Origin of the sequence: Streptomyces sp. NPDC051921 (genome assembly GCF_040680975.1) — a bacterium.
GTDB lineage: Bacteria > Actinomycetota > Actinomycetes > Streptomycetales > Streptomycetaceae > Streptomyces.
The window spans coordinates 44,616-57,693 of sequence record NZ_JBFAXU010000010.1 but is presented as its reverse complement, the minus strand read 5'-3'; the positions used below and the strand labels follow the sequence as shown (position 1 = coordinate 57,693).

Annotated in this window: 17 protein-coding genes; 8 read left to right on the top strand and 9 right to left on the bottom strand. The window is 73.8% G+C overall.

All coding sequences use genetic code 11. The features are described from left to right. Window positions 1–376 precede the first annotated feature (376 nt). The 3 genes from AB0M16_RS15460 to AB0M16_RS15450 are packed head-to-tail and all read right to left on the bottom strand — an operon-like array spanning window position 377 to window position 3,284. Window positions 377–961 (bottom strand): nucleosidase, encoded by a 585-nt coding sequence (locus tag AB0M16_RS15460; protein WP_365342915.1) that lies wholly within the window; start codon window positions 959–961, stop codon window positions 377–379. 47 nt (window positions 962–1,008) lie between these two features. Next, a complete protein-coding gene (locus AB0M16_RS15455; protein WP_365342913.1) occupies window positions 1,009–2,418 on the bottom strand; it encodes a VWA domain-containing protein in 1,410 nt (469 codons plus the stop codon). After that, on the bottom strand, window positions 2,415–3,284 hold the full coding sequence (locus tag AB0M16_RS15450; protein ID WP_365342911.1) for a MoxR family ATPase: 870 nt from the start codon (window positions 3,282–3,284) through the stop codon (window positions 2,415–2,417). The genes AB0M16_RS15455 and AB0M16_RS15450 overlap by 4 nt, the downstream gene beginning before the upstream one ends. A 297-nt stretch (window positions 3,285–3,581) precedes the next feature. Here AB0M16_RS15450 and AB0M16_RS15445 point away from each other — a divergent pair, with 297 nt between their 5' ends. Next, a complete protein-coding gene (locus AB0M16_RS15445) occupies window positions 3,582–4,754 on the top strand; it encodes a PP2C family protein-serine/threonine phosphatase (RefSeq protein WP_365342909.1) in 1,173 nt (390 codons plus the stop codon). A gap of 83 nt (window positions 4,755–4,837) precedes the next feature. After that, the gene (locus AB0M16_RS15440) at window positions 4,838–5,215 is read left to right on the top strand and encodes a luciferase family protein (RefSeq protein ID WP_365342907.1); all 378 of its coding nucleotides are present in this window, start codon (window positions 4,838–4,840) and stop codon (window positions 5,213–5,215) included. A gap of 60 nt (window positions 5,216–5,275) precedes the next feature. Here AB0M16_RS15440 and AB0M16_RS15435 read toward each other — a convergent pair whose 3' ends face one another. Continuing rightward, on the bottom strand, window positions 5,276–5,764 hold the full coding sequence (locus AB0M16_RS15435; RefSeq protein WP_365342905.1) for a PaaI family thioesterase: 489 nt from the start codon (window positions 5,762–5,764) through the stop codon (window positions 5,276–5,278). A 112-nt stretch (window positions 5,765–5,876) separates the two neighbouring features. Between AB0M16_RS15435 and AB0M16_RS15430 the strand changes: the two genes are divergently transcribed. Beyond that, on the top strand, window positions 5,877–6,350 hold the full coding sequence (locus AB0M16_RS15430; RefSeq protein WP_365342903.1) for a helix-turn-helix domain-containing protein: 474 nt from the start codon (window positions 5,877–5,879) through the stop codon (window positions 6,348–6,350). Between the two features lie 71 nt (window positions 6,351–6,421). Continuing rightward, complete coding sequence (locus AB0M16_RS15425) at window positions 6,422–7,300, top strand: YhjD/YihY/BrkB family envelope integrity protein (RefSeq protein WP_365342901.1); 879 nt, start codon at window positions 6,422–6,424, stop codon at window positions 7,298–7,300. Window positions 7,301–7,303: 3 nt separating this feature from the next. Here AB0M16_RS15425 and AB0M16_RS15420 read toward each other — a convergent pair whose 3' ends face one another. The 3 genes from AB0M16_RS15420 to AB0M16_RS15410 all read right to left on the bottom strand — a co-directional run bounded on the left by AB0M16_RS15420 (window position 7,304) and on the right by AB0M16_RS15410 (window position 9,721). Beyond that, a complete protein-coding gene (locus AB0M16_RS15420; protein ID WP_365342899.1) occupies window positions 7,304–8,134 on the bottom strand; it encodes an ABC transporter permease in 831 nt (276 codons plus the stop codon). Then, window positions 8,131–9,042 carry an ATP-binding cassette domain-containing protein gene (locus AB0M16_RS15415; protein WP_365342897.1) on the bottom strand — a complete coding sequence of 304 codons (912 nt, stop codon included), beginning with the start codon at window positions 9,040–9,042 and terminating at the stop codon, window positions 8,131–8,133. Before AB0M16_RS15415 ends, AB0M16_RS15420 begins: the two co-directional genes overlap by 4 nt. 157 nt (window positions 9,043–9,199) lie before the next feature. Next, window positions 9,200–9,721, bottom strand: a complete 522-nt coding sequence (locus AB0M16_RS15410) for a hypothetical protein (protein ID WP_365342895.1) — start codon at window positions 9,719–9,721, stop codon at window positions 9,200–9,202. A gap of 182 nt (window positions 9,722–9,903) precedes the next feature. Here AB0M16_RS15410 and AB0M16_RS15405 point away from each other — a divergent pair, with 182 nt between their 5' ends. Further along, a complete protein-coding gene (locus AB0M16_RS15405) occupies window positions 9,904–10,122 on the top strand; it encodes a hypothetical protein (RefSeq protein WP_365342892.1) in 219 nt (72 codons plus the stop codon). Between the two features lie 132 nt (window positions 10,123–10,254). Next, entirely contained in the window at window positions 10,255–10,752 is a 498-nt protein-coding gene (locus AB0M16_RS15400) for a peptidylprolyl isomerase (protein WP_365342890.1), read from the top strand. A 98-nt stretch (window positions 10,753–10,850) separates the two neighbouring features. Here AB0M16_RS15400 and AB0M16_RS15395 read toward each other — a convergent pair whose 3' ends face one another. Both AB0M16_RS15395 and AB0M16_RS15390 read right to left on the bottom strand, forming a co-directional pair. After that, complete coding sequence (locus AB0M16_RS15395; protein ID WP_365342888.1) at window positions 10,851–11,690, bottom strand: NAD(P)H-binding protein; 840 nt, start codon at window positions 11,688–11,690, stop codon at window positions 10,851–10,853. Window positions 11,691–11,844: 154 nt separating this feature from the next. Next, complete coding sequence (locus AB0M16_RS15390) at window positions 11,845–12,096, bottom strand: type B 50S ribosomal protein L31 (RefSeq protein WP_365342886.1); 252 nt, start codon at window positions 12,094–12,096, stop codon at window positions 11,845–11,847. A 311-nt stretch (window positions 12,097–12,407) separates the two neighbouring features. Between AB0M16_RS15390 and AB0M16_RS15385 the strand changes: the two genes are divergently transcribed. Together AB0M16_RS15385 and AB0M16_RS15380 are read left to right on the top strand one after the other, a co-directional pair. Then, on the top strand, window positions 12,408–12,806 hold the full coding sequence (locus AB0M16_RS15385; protein ID WP_365342884.1) for a hypothetical protein: 399 nt from the start codon (window positions 12,408–12,410) through the stop codon (window positions 12,804–12,806). Between the two features lie 53 nt (window positions 12,807–12,859). Next, window positions 12,860–13,078, top strand: coding sequence for a hypothetical protein (locus AB0M16_RS15380; RefSeq protein WP_365342882.1), 219 nt, complete (start codon window positions 12,860–12,862; stop codon window positions 13,076–13,078).

The following is a 13,078-nucleotide window of genomic DNA, read 5'->3' as shown; positions in this document are numbered from 1 at the left end:
TGGCGGAGGCGGTGCGGCAGAAGTCGACATGCCGCCGGCAGCTCAGCAGCGCCCCCGTCGGCACGGCACGACGGCCACGGCGCTGCGCGGCGATCGGTGCGTGCACGGGAGCCTCCACGGGTCCGGAAGGGAACGCCCCACCTTAGGCAGGGCCGGTTCCACCGTGTCAAGGGACGCCGGGGTGGCGTGAGGAAGGGAACTCCGGGCGTCAGGAGGGGGGTTCGGCCGGTGGGCGCCCCGAGGCGCCGACGCCTGCCTGCGGCACGCCCGGGCCCCCCGGCGGCCCGCCGCCGGCCGGGCTCCCGGCGGCCCGGAGCCGCGCGGGGGAGGCCCGGCGGGGTCCGCAGCCCAGGCCTGACGTGGGTGGGGGCGGGGCTCAGCCGCGGTACGGGGTGTTGGCCTCCGCCCAGTCGGCCAGCGCCCGGGCGCACTCGGCGACCGACTCGCGCCAGCTGCGGGCGGCGCCCTCGCCGGCCTCGTCGCTCACGTGCTTGACGATCCGCAGCGGGACCCCGGCGAGGGCGGCGGCGGTCGCGAGGGCGTACCCCTCCATGTCCACCAGGGCCGCCCGCAGCGCGAGCCGCTCCCGCGCGGTTTCGTCCGCGATGAACGCGTCGCCGGTCGCGAGGACCACGTCGCCGCCTTCCCGCAGAGCGATCGGCGCCCCGTACGTCTCGCCGGTGAGAGTCGCCAGCAGCTCGCCGTCGAGGTCGTGCTGGATCACCGTGCCGACGACGTGGGTGCCCGTCCAGCCGGGCCGCAGCGCGCCCGCCGTGCCCAGGTTGACGATCTCGGAGGGCCGCGGACCGCGGGCGAGGACCGAGGCGAGTGCCGTCGCGGCGTTGACCTTGCCCATGCCGGTCAGGAGCACCGGCAGGTCGGTGTCGAGGTGCTGCGCCTCCTCCTTGACCGCCAGGACGAGCAGGGGACGGCCGACCGTGATCTCACCCAAGAGTTCCATGCGGGCCACGCTACCCGGTACGACGCGGTCCGCCCTGATCAGGCCGCTCAGACCGGGAGCAGCCGGCCGATGAGCTCGGCGAGCTGTCCCGCGTTGCGGCAGGGGCGCATGTCGACCAGTTCGGCGTAGGCGTGGGCGACGGAGTCGCCGGTGGACCACAGCGCGGGCTGTTCCGGGTTCAGCCAGTACACCCGGCGGGCCCGGTCCGCGACGGACTTCAGCGCGGGCAGGTTCGGGTCGCTGCGGTTGGTGCGGGCGTCGCCGAGGACGAACACGACGGTCCGGGGGCTGAGCGCGTCGGCGTAGCGCTCGGCGAACTCGCCGAGCGCCGTCCCGTAGTCGCTCTGCCCGTGCCAGCCGGTCAGCGTCGCCTCGGCGAGGATCCGCTCGCCGAGCCCCGCCGGGTCCGCCCGGCCGCGCGCCACCAGGTCCGTGACCTCGTCGACCCGGTTGACGAAAGCGAACACCCGTACCCGGCTGAACTGGTCGTGCAGCGCCTGCACGAGCAGCATCGTGAAGTGCGCGAAGCCCGCGACCGAGCCGGACACGTCGCAGAGCAGGACCAGCTCGGGCCGCCCGGGGCGCCGCCGTCGCAGCACCGGCCGCACCGGCACGCCCCCGGTCGACAGCGAACGCCGCAGGGTGCGCCGCAGGTCGATCTCACCGCGCGACGCACGGCGGCGGCGCGCGGCGAGCCGGGTCGCGAGCTTGCGCGCCAGCGGCCGTACCGTGCGCCTCAGCTCCTCCAGCTGCTCCCGTCCGGCGAGCAGGAAGTCGACCCGGTCCGGTGTCGCGGCGACGGCCCGCCGGGCCACCTGGTCGCGGCCCTGGCGCAACGCCACCCGGCGGCGCGCCTCGGTCCGTACGCGCTCCCGGAAGTCCTCGATGCGCCGCCGGATCTCGTCGTCGGTGAGCCGGTCGCCGAACTCCGGCTCGCGCCCGCCGCCGCCCTCCCGCAGCGCCGCGCGGATCCGGGCCAGCAGGGTCTCGGGGCGCAGCCGGGACAGGGTCTGGTACGAGGACCAGCCGTCCGAGCCGGGCGTCGCGCCGAACCCGCCGAGCGCGCCCACGGCCTCGCCGGCCAGCACCGTCAGCGCGGATTCGTCGGCCGCGGCGAGGGCGGCGGCCAGCCGGTCGCGCAGGTCGGCGAGGGCGGCCGCCGGATCGTCCTCGGGCGGCCCCGGCTCCTGCTCCTGCGTCCGCCCCTCGACGAGCGGGAAGTACAGGTCGAAGACCCGGTCGAACACCCGCCGCTGGCCCTCGCCGTGCAGCAGCGTCGCGGCGAGCGCCTCCCGCATCCGCTGCCGGTCGTCGAAGCCCACCGCCTCCAGGGCGAGGCCGGCGTCGACGGTCTCGCCGGTGCCGATGCGCAGGCCGTGCGCCCGCAGCGCCCGGACGAGACCGGTGACCCGATCGGCCGTGCCGGCCGGCTCCGGGCCGCTGGGGAGGGAGTTCACACCGCGTCCAGGTCGAGCTTGGCGGCCGCCGTCCGGATGTCCTCCTGATGCTTGAGGATGACCCCCAGACTGCCGCGTACGACCTCCTCGGAGAGGGTGTCCGCGCCGAGCGCGAGCAGCGTGCGGGCCCAGTCGACGGTCTCGGCCACCGACGGCGCCTTCCGCAGGTCCATCGCGCGCAGCGCCCCCACCACCCGCACCACGGAGGCGGCCAGCGCCTCGTCGATGCCGGGCACCTTGCTCCGGACGATCCGGCGCTCCAGCTCCTCCTCGGGGAATCCGATGTGGAGGAACAGACAGCGGCGGCGGAGCGCCTCGGAGAGCTCGCGGCTCGCGTTGGAGGTGAGGACCACGAAGGGCCGCTGGGTGGCGGTGATGGTGCCGAGCTCGGGCACGGTCACCTGGAAGTCGCTGAGGACCTCCAGGAGCAGCCCCTCGACCTCCACGTCGGCCTTGTCGGTCTCGTCGACGAGCAGCACGGTCGGCTCGTCGGAGCGGATCGCGGTGAGCAGGGGGCGCGGGAGCAGGAACTCCTCGCCGAAGATGTCGGTGCGCGTCTCGTCCCAGCTCTCGTCGCGGCCCGCGGTGATCCGCAGCAGCTGCTTGGCGTGGTTCCACTCGTAGAGCGCACGGGCCTCGTCGACGCCCTCGTAGCACTGGAGCCGGACCAGCCGCGCCCCGGCGACCTCGGCGACCGCCTTGGCGAGCTCCGTCTTGCCGACTCCGGCGGGTCCCTCGACGAGCAGCGGCTTGCCCAGCCGGTCGGCGAGGAACACCGTGGTGGCGACGGCGGGCGAGGCGAGATAGCCGGCGGCGGCGAGCCGTGCGGCGACGTCGTCGACGGAGCTGAAGTGACCGGTCGTCATGTGAAGGTCCCCCCGGAGCGCGCTTTGGTTACCCGCCAGTAGTCGCAGCGTACCGTCCGGCGCGGGCCCCGGCACGGCTCAGCGGCACAACGAGACGATCTCGTCTTCACGACCCGGGAACCCACCGCGTCCGCCAGCCGCCGACGGCCCCGGAGCTCCGCAGGCCAGGGCCTCACGGAGGGTGACCTGTTGCTGGTCCGGGGGGTGCCGCGCGCGGGTCGGGCGGGCCGCTGATGGAATGGGGGTGAGCGGAACGGTGGTGGAGGCGCGGTGTCGGAACGAACGGGGGAGCGGTCCTTGCAGGAGGGGGAGTACGAGGCCGTCCTCGCCAGGATCGACGCCCTGGAGCACGCCGCCATGGAGATAGGCACCCGGCTCGACGAACGGACCGTCTGCGCCGAACTGGCCGGATTCCTGGTGCGCCGGGTGGCCGACGCCGCGGCCGTCGACATCCTCGTGCCGGACGGCGCCGAGCCCGGTGCCGGTGCCGTTCACGGCCCTGGCTCCGGCCCTGCTCACGGGACCTCCGTCGTGGCCGGGGCGGGCGCGCTTCTGGACGGATCAGGCGGCGCCGGCGAGCGCCCCGGCGCCCAGGTACTGAAGCTGGCGCTGGTGACGGGGGACGGCGAGGAGCTGGGCCGGGTACGGGCGGCCCGGGCCTCCGGAGGGTTCTCCACGCACGAGTCGGCCGTGGTCGCGCACGCGACGCGGCTCGCCGGCCTCCATCTCGGCCACGCGCGCCGGCTCGCCGCCACCGAGGCCACCGCCCTGCACCTGCAGCGCGCCCTGGTCGCCGAACCCGGCCGCCCGCACCCCAATCTGGAGATCGCCGGCCGCTACCTTCCCGCCGGCCCGCGCACGCTGGTCGGCGGCGACTGGTTCGAGACCGTACGGCTCCACTTCGGGCGCAGCCTGCTGGTGGTGGGGGACGTCATGGGGCACGGCCTGGACGCGGCCGTGGACATGAACGCCTACCGCACCGCGCTGCGCGAGGTGGCCGGCACCGACCTGCCACCGCACCGGGTGCTGCGTCAACTCGACGCCGTCGTGGCCGAGGACGAGGGCCGACGCCCCGCGACCTGTCTGCTGATCCAGGTCGATCCGGCCCGTTCGACGGCCACCTTCGCCAGCGCCGGGCACCTCCCGCCGGTCGTGTTCGCCGCCGACGGCTCGGCCGAACTCGTCGACCTGCCCGTGGGGCCGCCCCTGGGCACCGGGCTCGGGGGCTACGAACCGGAGGTCCGCACCCTCGGCCCGGCGGACACCCTGCTGCTCTTCACGGACGGGCTCGTCGAGCGGCGCGGCGAGGACATCGACGTGTCGCTGGCCCGGCTCGCCGCGCTGCGACTGGCGCCGGGTTCGGGGCCGGAGGCGGTCGTCGACGAGGTGCTGCGGCGGCTGGACGCGCGCACCGCCGAGGACGACGTCGCGGTGCTCGCGGCACGGGTCCGTGAACGCCCCGTGGCGTGAAGCGAGTCGGCGGTTTCACGCCAAGGCGGGATTGTTTCGGCAGGACGCTTGTGCAGGCCCTCTCGGCGCGGCACGCTCCTCGTATGAACACAGCCAGGCACGCCAGTGAACGCCTGATGAGCTGGCCCTCGCTGATCGCCGGACGGGCTCCGTGCGGCGCTGAGCTCGGCCTGCGCACCGCGACGCAGGAGATCGTGCACTTCCACGGTGAGCACGAGGCCGAGGTCCATCTGACCCGCGCCATGATCGCCCGACTCCGACCGGCCCTCCTGGGGTCGAGCGCGGTGCGCCTGCGCGCCGGCTCCGGGTGGGTGACGGTCCGTCTGGACATGGGCTCGGACATCGACCTGCTCGCCACCCTGGTGAGCGCCGCCCTCCAGGCCACCGGAGCCCCGTACCCCGCCGACGACCTGGCGCCCGACCACTGCACCAGGACGGGGCGCCCCTTCGTCTGCTCGTGATCCGACGCCGACCCGATCCTGACGTGGACCGGAACCGGCCCTGCTCGGGGCCGGACGGTCTCAGCCCAGCGGGAAGAGCATGCAGGTGCTCGTCGCGTGTCCGAGCAGGCGGTCCTGGTCGTCGTACAGGCCCGCCTCGGCCAGCGCCGTGCGCTTGCCGGCGCTGAGGACCGTGCCGATCGCGCGCACCTTTCCCGTGTGCATCGTGATCGGGCGCAGGAAGCGCGTCGACAGGTCGAGCGAGGTGTACCCCATGCCCCGGGGCAGCGTGGTGTGGACCGCGCAGCCGGCCGCCGAGTCGAGCAGGGTCGCGTAGACCCCGCCGTGCACGCTGCCGATCGGGTTGTAGTGCTCCTCGCCCGGCTCGAAGGAGAACACCGCTCGCCCGTGCTCGACCTCGTCGAGGCCGAAGCCGAGCAGCGCTCCGATCGGGGGCCCCGGGAGGCGCCCCGCGATCAGCTCGCGGAGGAAGTCGAGACCGGCCATGCCCGCGGCGGCCTCGGCGGTGGCCGTCGCATCGTTCCAGTGCACCGTCCGTGTCCGCTCCATCACCGGTTTCCCTCCGTTCGGGGCATCCGCCCGCCATCTGACTTCGAAGATCGAAGCTAGATGTCCGGTCGGCTGACTGTCAATGCCGTAGTCAGCTGTCTACAGTGTGACGATGGACTACCTCGACATGGACACCGAGAACTGCCCGGTCCGCCGCGCGCTCGACCTGGTGGGCGAGAAGTGGTCCCTGCTCATCCTGCGGGACGCCTTCAACGGGGTGCGCCGCTACGACGACTTCCGCCGCCACATCGGACTCTCCGAGGCCGTCCTCGCCGACCGGCTCCGCAAGCTCGTCGCCGCCGGGGTGCTGCGCGTCGAGCCCTACCAGGAGCCCGGAGCCCGCACCCGCTCCCAGTACCGCCTCACCCCCAAGGGGCGCGACCTGTGGCCGGTCCTGCTCGCCCTGAAGCAGTGGGGCGACACCCACGCCGGAGACCCCGCGGGCACCCCCCTCGACATCCGGCACGCCGACTGCGGCGCCCCGGTCCGCGTCGAGGTCGTCTGCACCGGCGACGAGCACGCCACCCTCAGCCCGTACGAGGTGACCGTCCGGTCCGGTCCCGCGGCGCGCCCCCGGCACACCTGAGCCGCGGCCCGTGCACCCGTTCGGCCGCATGTCGGGCGGGTTCGGCCGGTCGGCGGGGTACTCGACGAGGCATGCCCCCCACTTCCGGTGCTCCGCACGACGGTGCCCCCAGCGAGCACGGCCACTGGTTCCACCGGCTCCACGAGCGGATCCTCACCTCCCCGGTCGGACTCGCCTGGAACCGGGGGCGCGAGATGGAACTCATGCACCGCGCCATGGGGTTCGCCGCTCTCAGCCTGCTCACCCTCGTCCCGCTCCTGATCGTGATCGCCGCCGCCGACCTCGCCAGCGGCCAGGGCTTCGCCCGCTGGCTCGTCCAGGGCCTCGGCGTCTCCGAGGTCTCGGAGGAGGAGGTCGAACGCCTCTTCGGTCAGCCGGGGGCGGCACTCCAGCGCACCACCGCCTTCGGTCTCGCCGCCCTCGCCGCCTTCGGTGTGACCTTCGGATCGGCCGTCCAGACCGGCTACGAACGGGTCTGGGACCTGCCCACCGCCCGCTGGCACACCATGTGGCGCCACGTCGTCTGGCTCGCCGTCCTCGTCGCCGCCCTGCTCCTCTTCGTGGCGACCCCCGCCCCCGAACACGCCTCGGCCGTCGTCACCGGCCTCGTGGCCCTCGGTGACGTCATCGGCACCGGCCTGTTCTTCTGGTGGTCCCAGCGCTTCCTGCTCTGCGGCCGCATCCGCTGGCGCGCCCTGCTGCCCGGAGCCGTCCTCACCTCCCTCGGCCTGCTGGGGCTGCGGATCTTCTCCGCCCTCGTCTTCTCGCCCCTGATCGCCTCGAACGCCGTCACCTACGGCCAGTTCGGCACCGTCCTGGTCCTGCAGTCCTGGCTCGTCGGCGTCGGCTTCGTCGTCTACGGGGGCGCGCTGGTCGGACGGCTCGTCCACGAACAGCTCCTGCTGCGGCGCCTGGACCGGGAGGCCCGGGAACCGGACCGGTTCCCCTGACCGTCACTGGTCCCGGTGCCCCACCGCGAGGATCGCGACCCCGGCCGCGACCAGCGCCCACGTCGCGTACACCAGCCACGCCCCGCCGGCCGTCCACGGGTACGGCACCTCCCAGTTCCCCGTCTGGAGCAGCCGCTGCCAGGCCCTCTCCGGCTGAAGGTGCGCCAGCACCGCCGACCAGTGCCGCTTCTCGCTCGTCACGGCCGGCACCACGAGGAGCAGCACCACGCTCGCCACGATCGACGCGGCGCCGCTGCGCAGCAACGTGCCCAGCGCCAGCCCCACCAGCGCGCTCACCGGGGCGAGCAGGGCCGAGGCGGCCACCGTCCGAACTGCCCCCGGATGGCCGAGGGACAGCCCGATGCCGTGGGCGGACAGGACCGCCTGCGAGGACCAGAACGACACCCCGGCCACCACGCCGCCGAAGCCCGTCGTCGCCACCGCCACCACCAGCGCCTTGGCGGCCATCAGCGAGCGGCGGGCCGGCACGGCGGCGAAGCTCGTACGGATCGAGCCGCTGCCGTACTCGGTGACGACCGCCATCGCGCCCGTCGCCGCCGCCCACAGGATCAGGACCATGGCCGCGTTCCCGGTGAAGGCGTCCCACAGCGCCCGGCCGTCACGGACGAACGCCGCCCGGCTCGCCGCGTCGTACGAGGTCCAGTAGCGGTAGTGGTCCCAGGCCTGGCCCGCGTTGAACGCGACCACGGCCAGCGCACCGAGCAGGAACGACCAGCCGGTCGAGCGCAGCGACCACAGCTTGGACCACTCCGCCGCCACGAGGTCGCGGAAGCGGGCGCGCGGCTCCGTCGGAGCAAGGGCGAGTGCGGTCATCGAAGGTCTCCTGCGGGGTACTCGACGCTGTCGGCGGTCAGCTCCATGAACGCCTCCTCCAGGGAGGCCGTACGTGGCGTCAGCTGGTGCAGCGGGAGCCGGTGGTCGAGCGCGAGGTCGCCGATCCGGGCGGCGCTCAGTCCCGTCACCGTGAGCAGCCCGCTGTCCTCCTCGTGCACCCCGGCGCCCTCCGCGAGCAGCAGCCGGGCCAGCTCCGGTGCGGCCGGCGTGCCGACAGTGACGCTCGCCCGGGTTCCGCGCGAGGCGAAGTCCTTCAGGCTCTCGGCCGCGATCAGCTCACCCCGGCCGACCACCACGAGCTCGTCCGCCGTGTGCTCCATCTCGCTCATCAGGTGGCTGGAGACGAAGACGGTGCGGCCCTCGGCCGCGAGGCGTCGGAACAGGCCGCGCACCCACTTCACGCCCTCCGGGTCGAGCCCGTTGAGCGGCTCGTCGAAGATCAGCACGGGCGGATCGCCGAGCAGCGCCGCCGCGATCCCGAGCCGCTGCCGCATGCCCAGCGAATACCCGCCGACGCGGCGCCGGGCGGCGTCGGTGAGCCCCACCTCGTCGAGGACCTCGTCCACCCGGGACGGCGCGATCCGGTTGGAGCGCGCGAGGACCCCGAGGTGTGCCCGGGCCGTGCGGCCGCCGTGCACGTCGCCGGCGTCGAGCAGCGCGCCGACGTGCCGCAGTCCCCGGGGCCGGTCGCGGAACGGCCGGCCGGAGACCGTCACCGAACCGGAGGTCGGGGTGTGCAGCCCGAGGACCATCCGCAGTGTGGTGCTCTTGCCCGCGCCGTTCGGCCCGAGGAAACCCGTGACCCGGCCCGGACGGACCGTGAAGTCGAGCGAGTTCACGGCGATCGTGGCGCCGTAGCGCTTGGTGAGGTCCCTGACTTCGATCATGACTCCACGGTGTCGTGGGCGCCGTGTCTCCCGCATCGGACGGGGGGTGACAATGCGGCCCGCCGGGTGTCATCCCGGGAGGTAGCTCGGAGGTAGCTCCGCGCAGGCCGGGGCGGTGGCCGCCGTCGAGCGGTCACCGCCCCGCGGGAGGGCGGGCTCACCTGCGGCAGACGGGCGCGGGGTGGGCGACGTCGAGCACGAAGCGCTCGGGGGAGTGCAGCACGAAGGTCTTGTAGAAGGGCTTGCTGTGGAAGGCGGCTCCGATGGTGACCACGCCCTCGAAGTCGCCGGTGAGCGCGACGCCCTTGAGTGCGGGCAGGTGGATCCTGACCAGCCGGGGTCCCTTGTAGACGGACTGGCCCGACTCGTTGTGGGCGGCGGCGGGCGAGAGCCTGATCTCCAGGAAGTACTTCCCGGCGAGCGGCACCTTGTTGCCCGAGCCGTCGTAGCGCAGCTCCTTCACCGGCTTGACGGCGACCGGGGGCATCGTGCCCCGGACGTCGATCACGAGTCGGTCGAAGGTGGGGTGCCCGCCCCAGCGGACGTTGACGACCTGGGCCGTGGCCGGTGGGGTCGTACGGGACGGGGCGGACGCGGCGCCCGCGGGGATCGTGGCGCCGATCCCGCCGGCGAGAAGGATGCCCGCGGCCGTGGCCGCGAGGGTCTGTCGGTGAAGCATGGCGTCCCCCGGACTCTCTGCGATGGGGACAGTGGTGTCACTAGGGAAGACATTTGCGTCGAATGGGCGGTTCCGTCCGGATAGTGCATTCTTTCGCTGTGGCTCAGCAAGCGCGCGCCGGGCGTACGGAAACGCCGCGAGCGCCGCCGTAACCTCAGCCGTCCTCGGTAGTTGACCAGGGCATGAAGAAGCGCAGCATGCTCGCCATCGCCTCCCTCGCGGCAGGCGTCGTCACCGCCCTCGTCACCCCGCCCCCGAACGCCTCCGCCGCGGAGCCCGGCGGCGCGGGACCCGGCGTCACCGGCCTCCTCCAGGAGGACCAGGACGTCACCACCCTGGTGGGCGACACCGCGGAGGGCGCGGGCGGCCTTCCGATCTCGGAGGTCGGCGGCCTGCTCTGACCACCGCCACCCGGACCGCCCGTGCCCCGCACCGCCCCGCCAGGGCCGTGCGGGGCACGTCGTTGCGTCGTCGCCACCCGGGAGGCGGCGGCCCGTGCGCGCGCAGTACCCGGGGAATGACAGGATGTCCCCATGAGCAACAACGTTTACTTCGACATCACCATCAACGACGAGCCGGCCGGCCGCATCGTCTTCAAGCTCTTCGACGACGTCGTCCCGAAGACGGCCCGCAACTTCCGTGAGCTCGCCACCGGCGAGCACGGCTTCGGCTACGCCGGCTCCCCGTTCCACCGCGTCATCCCCAAGTTCATGCTCCAGGGCGGTGACTTCACCAACGAGAACGGCACCGGCGGCAAGAGCATCTACGGCGAGAAGTTCGCGGACGAGAACTTCCAGCTGAAGCACGACCGCCCGTACCTGCTGTCGATGGCGAACGCGGGCCGCAACACCAACGGCTCCCAGTTCTTCATCACCACCATCGTGACCGACTGGCTGGACGGCAAGCACGTCGTCTTCGGCGAGGTCGTCGAGGGCCAGGACGTCGTCGACAAGATCGAGACCCTGGGCACCCCCTCCGGCGCCACCCGCGCCAAGGTCCGCGTCGCCAAGTCCGGCGTCGTCGAGGCCTGATCCGACCGCACGGCCCACGCTACGGCGTCGGCCCACCGCCCCCGTGCCGCACCGGCCCGGGGGCGGTCGCATGCCCGCGCCCCGGCCCTCGCCCGCGCTCAGGCGAAGGCGAACGCGTTGCGCTCCGCCCACGCCGAGAACGGCCGCCCGCCGCGCCCGAGCACGCGTTCCACGTCGGGGCTCACCCGCTGCTCCTCCGCGAACGGCTCGCCGAGCACCGTGAGCATCCCCTCCACGGCCACCTCCGGCAGGAACCGCACCAGCTGCTCCCGGGCCTCGTCCCGCGTCTGTGCCACGAACCGCACCGGCGCGTCCACCGCCCGTGCCAGGGCCGCCACCTGCTCGCGAGGGGTGACGGCCGTCGGACCGGTCAGCACGTACGTGCGCCCGGCGTGCCCGTCCTCGAGCAGCACCGCCGCGGCCACGTCGGCGATGTCGGCCGGGTCGACGACCGGCAGGGCCACGTCGGCGAAGGGAGCCGCCACGGTCCGCGCGGTCCGCACCGCGTCGGCCCACAGGAAGGCGTTCGACGCGAAGCCGGAGGGCCGCAGAACCGTCCACTCCAGTCCGGACCCGCGCACCGCGGCCTCGAACTCCCGCAACGGAGCGTGCGACGCGGAGTCCGGGCGGGTGCCGAGCAGTTGTGAGGACTGCAGGACGAGCCTGCGCACTCCGGCCGCCACGGCGGCGGCCACGATCTCCCGCGGCCGCAGTTCGTCGCCGACCCCGGCGACCAGCAGGAACACGGCGTCGGCGCCCGCGAAAGCGGTCGTCAGCTCCTCCGGCCGTGCGAGGTCGGCGGGCCGGTGCCGCACGCCCTCGGGCAGCGGGGTGGCGCCCGGCCGGCGGCTGACGGCCGTCACGTCCTCGCCGGCCTCGGCCAGCGCCTCCACGAGCAGGCGTCCGACGTTTCCGGTCGCTCCGGTGACCACGATCATGAGGGGGTTCCTTCCAGGAAGACACAGACGAGACAGGAGTCGAGAGAGAGTGGCCCCGGCGGAGCGGAGAGCCTCCGCCGCGGTCACAGCACTCATCCTGGAAGGTGAAGTGGTCATCCTCTGGCCAGTTATGGCAGAGGACGTGGCGGAGGGCTCAGCCGTCCTCCTCGCCGTAGCGGCGCTCGAACTTGGCGATCCGTCCCTCGGTGTCCACGGTCCGCGCCTTGCCCGTGTAGAAGGGGTGGCTCTCGGAGGAGATCTCGACGTCGACCACCGGGTAGGTGGTGCCGTCGTCCCACTCGATCGTCTGGTCGCTGGTCGCCGTGGACCGGGTCAGAAACGCGAACCCGGCGGCACGGTCGCGGAACACCACGGGTCGGTACTCCGGCTGCTTGTCCTGCTGCACATGTCCTCCTCGGACGCCCTGCCAGTCCCCCGGTGCGCCCAGCCTCTCCGGGCACCGCCCCGAGGACCACCGCCGCACGCCCGACCGGGTGACGGCGGCCACCCTGCACCGCATGGCACTGCCCGACGAGATGACCACCCGTTCGGCCGACCCCGGACTCCGGCCGCTCTACCGTCAAGGCCTGCGCGCGCGCACGCGGCCACGCCGAGCTCGGCCCGCTCACCGAGGCGCTGCGCGCGGCCGGGTACGACGAGCCCGTCGTCCTGCGCGCCCTCACCGAGCCGGTGTCCCGGGCGGAGGCCTGCTGGGCCGTGGAGACCCTGGCCGGGCTGCCTCGGGGCAGCCTCGTCAAGCGCTGGTTCGGCCGGAGCCCGCTCGCCGCCGCCGACTCCTGGGAGCTCGGGCTGCGGCTCGATCTCGGCGGGCTCCCCCACGACCCCTCCCTCGCCGTCGAGTCCGAGCTCGACGCCGCGCTGCGCACGGCGGGGATCGGCCGCGCCGAGATCGGCGGGGGCCTTGGCACGACCGGGCCCGACGGCCGCTCCGTACCGGTGGCGACTCTCTACGACCTGCTCGTCCGTGACGACCTGCCCCGCGCCGTGGCGCTCGTCGGCGACGTGCTCGACCGGCATCGGGCCCGGCAGAACGCGGTGCTGCGTCATGACGGACCGGGCGGCGCGACCGTTCCGCTGTGCACGACGCCGGGTTAGGGTTCCGTGCACGGCACCGCTGACGGGCCGTCGCGAACGAAGGGGGAACGTTCATGGCCGCACTGCTCGTGCTGTTCGGCATCCTCGCGGCACTCGCCGTGCTGCTCGTCGTCGTCCTGCTGCGCCGGGGCAACGGCGCCACCGAGGACGCCGAGGGCCTCATCCTGGAGCAGGCCCGCAGGGAACAGGCCCACCTGGACCGTTCGAACTTCTCGTCCGTGGCCGTGCACTCCAGCCTGCCGACGATGACGGACCACCACCACCGCCCCTGA

Coding starts and splice junctions, on each gene's coding strand:
- AB0M16_RS15460 (WP_365342915.1), bottom strand. CDS start 961: ATGGAACTCTTGGGTGAGATCACGGTCGGCCGTCCCCTGCTCGTCCTG.
- AB0M16_RS15450 (WP_365342911.1), bottom strand. CDS start 3,284: ATGACGACCGGTCACTTCAGCTCCGTCGACGACGTCGCCGCACGGCTC.
- AB0M16_RS15440 (WP_365342907.1), top strand. CDS start 4,838: ATGAACACAGCCAGGCACGCCAGTGAACGCCTGATGAGCTGGCCCTCG.
- AB0M16_RS15435 (WP_365342905.1), bottom strand. CDS start 5,764: ATGGAGCGGACACGGACGGTGCACTGGAACGATGCGACGGCCACCGCC.
- AB0M16_RS15430 (WP_365342903.1), top strand. CDS start 5,877: ATGGACTACCTCGACATGGACACCGAGAACTGCCCGGTCCGCCGCGCG.
- AB0M16_RS15425 (WP_365342901.1), top strand. CDS start 6,422: ATGCCCCCCACTTCCGGTGCTCCGCACGACGGTGCCCCCAGCGAGCAC.
- AB0M16_RS15420 (WP_365342899.1), bottom strand. CDS start 8,134: ATGACCGCACTCGCCCTTGCTCCGACGGAGCCGCGCGCCCGCTTCCGC.
- AB0M16_RS15415 (WP_365342897.1), bottom strand. CDS start 9,042: ATGATCGAAGTCAGGGACCTCACCAAGCGCTACGGCGCCACGATCGCC.
- AB0M16_RS15410 (WP_365342895.1), bottom strand. CDS start 9,721: ATGCTTCACCGACAGACCCTCGCGGCCACGGCCGCGGGCATCCTTCTC.
- AB0M16_RS15405 (WP_365342892.1), top strand. CDS start 9,904: ATGAAGAAGCGCAGCATGCTCGCCATCGCCTCCCTCGCGGCAGGCGTC.
- AB0M16_RS15400 (WP_365342890.1), top strand. CDS start 10,255: ATGAGCAACAACGTTTACTTCGACATCACCATCAACGACGAGCCGGCC.
- AB0M16_RS15395 (WP_365342888.1), bottom strand. CDS start 11,690: ATGATCGTGGTCACCGGAGCGACCGGAAACGTCGGACGCCTGCTCGTG.
- AB0M16_RS15380 (WP_365342882.1), top strand. CDS start 12,860: ATGGCCGCACTGCTCGTGCTGTTCGGCATCCTCGCGGCACTCGCCGTG.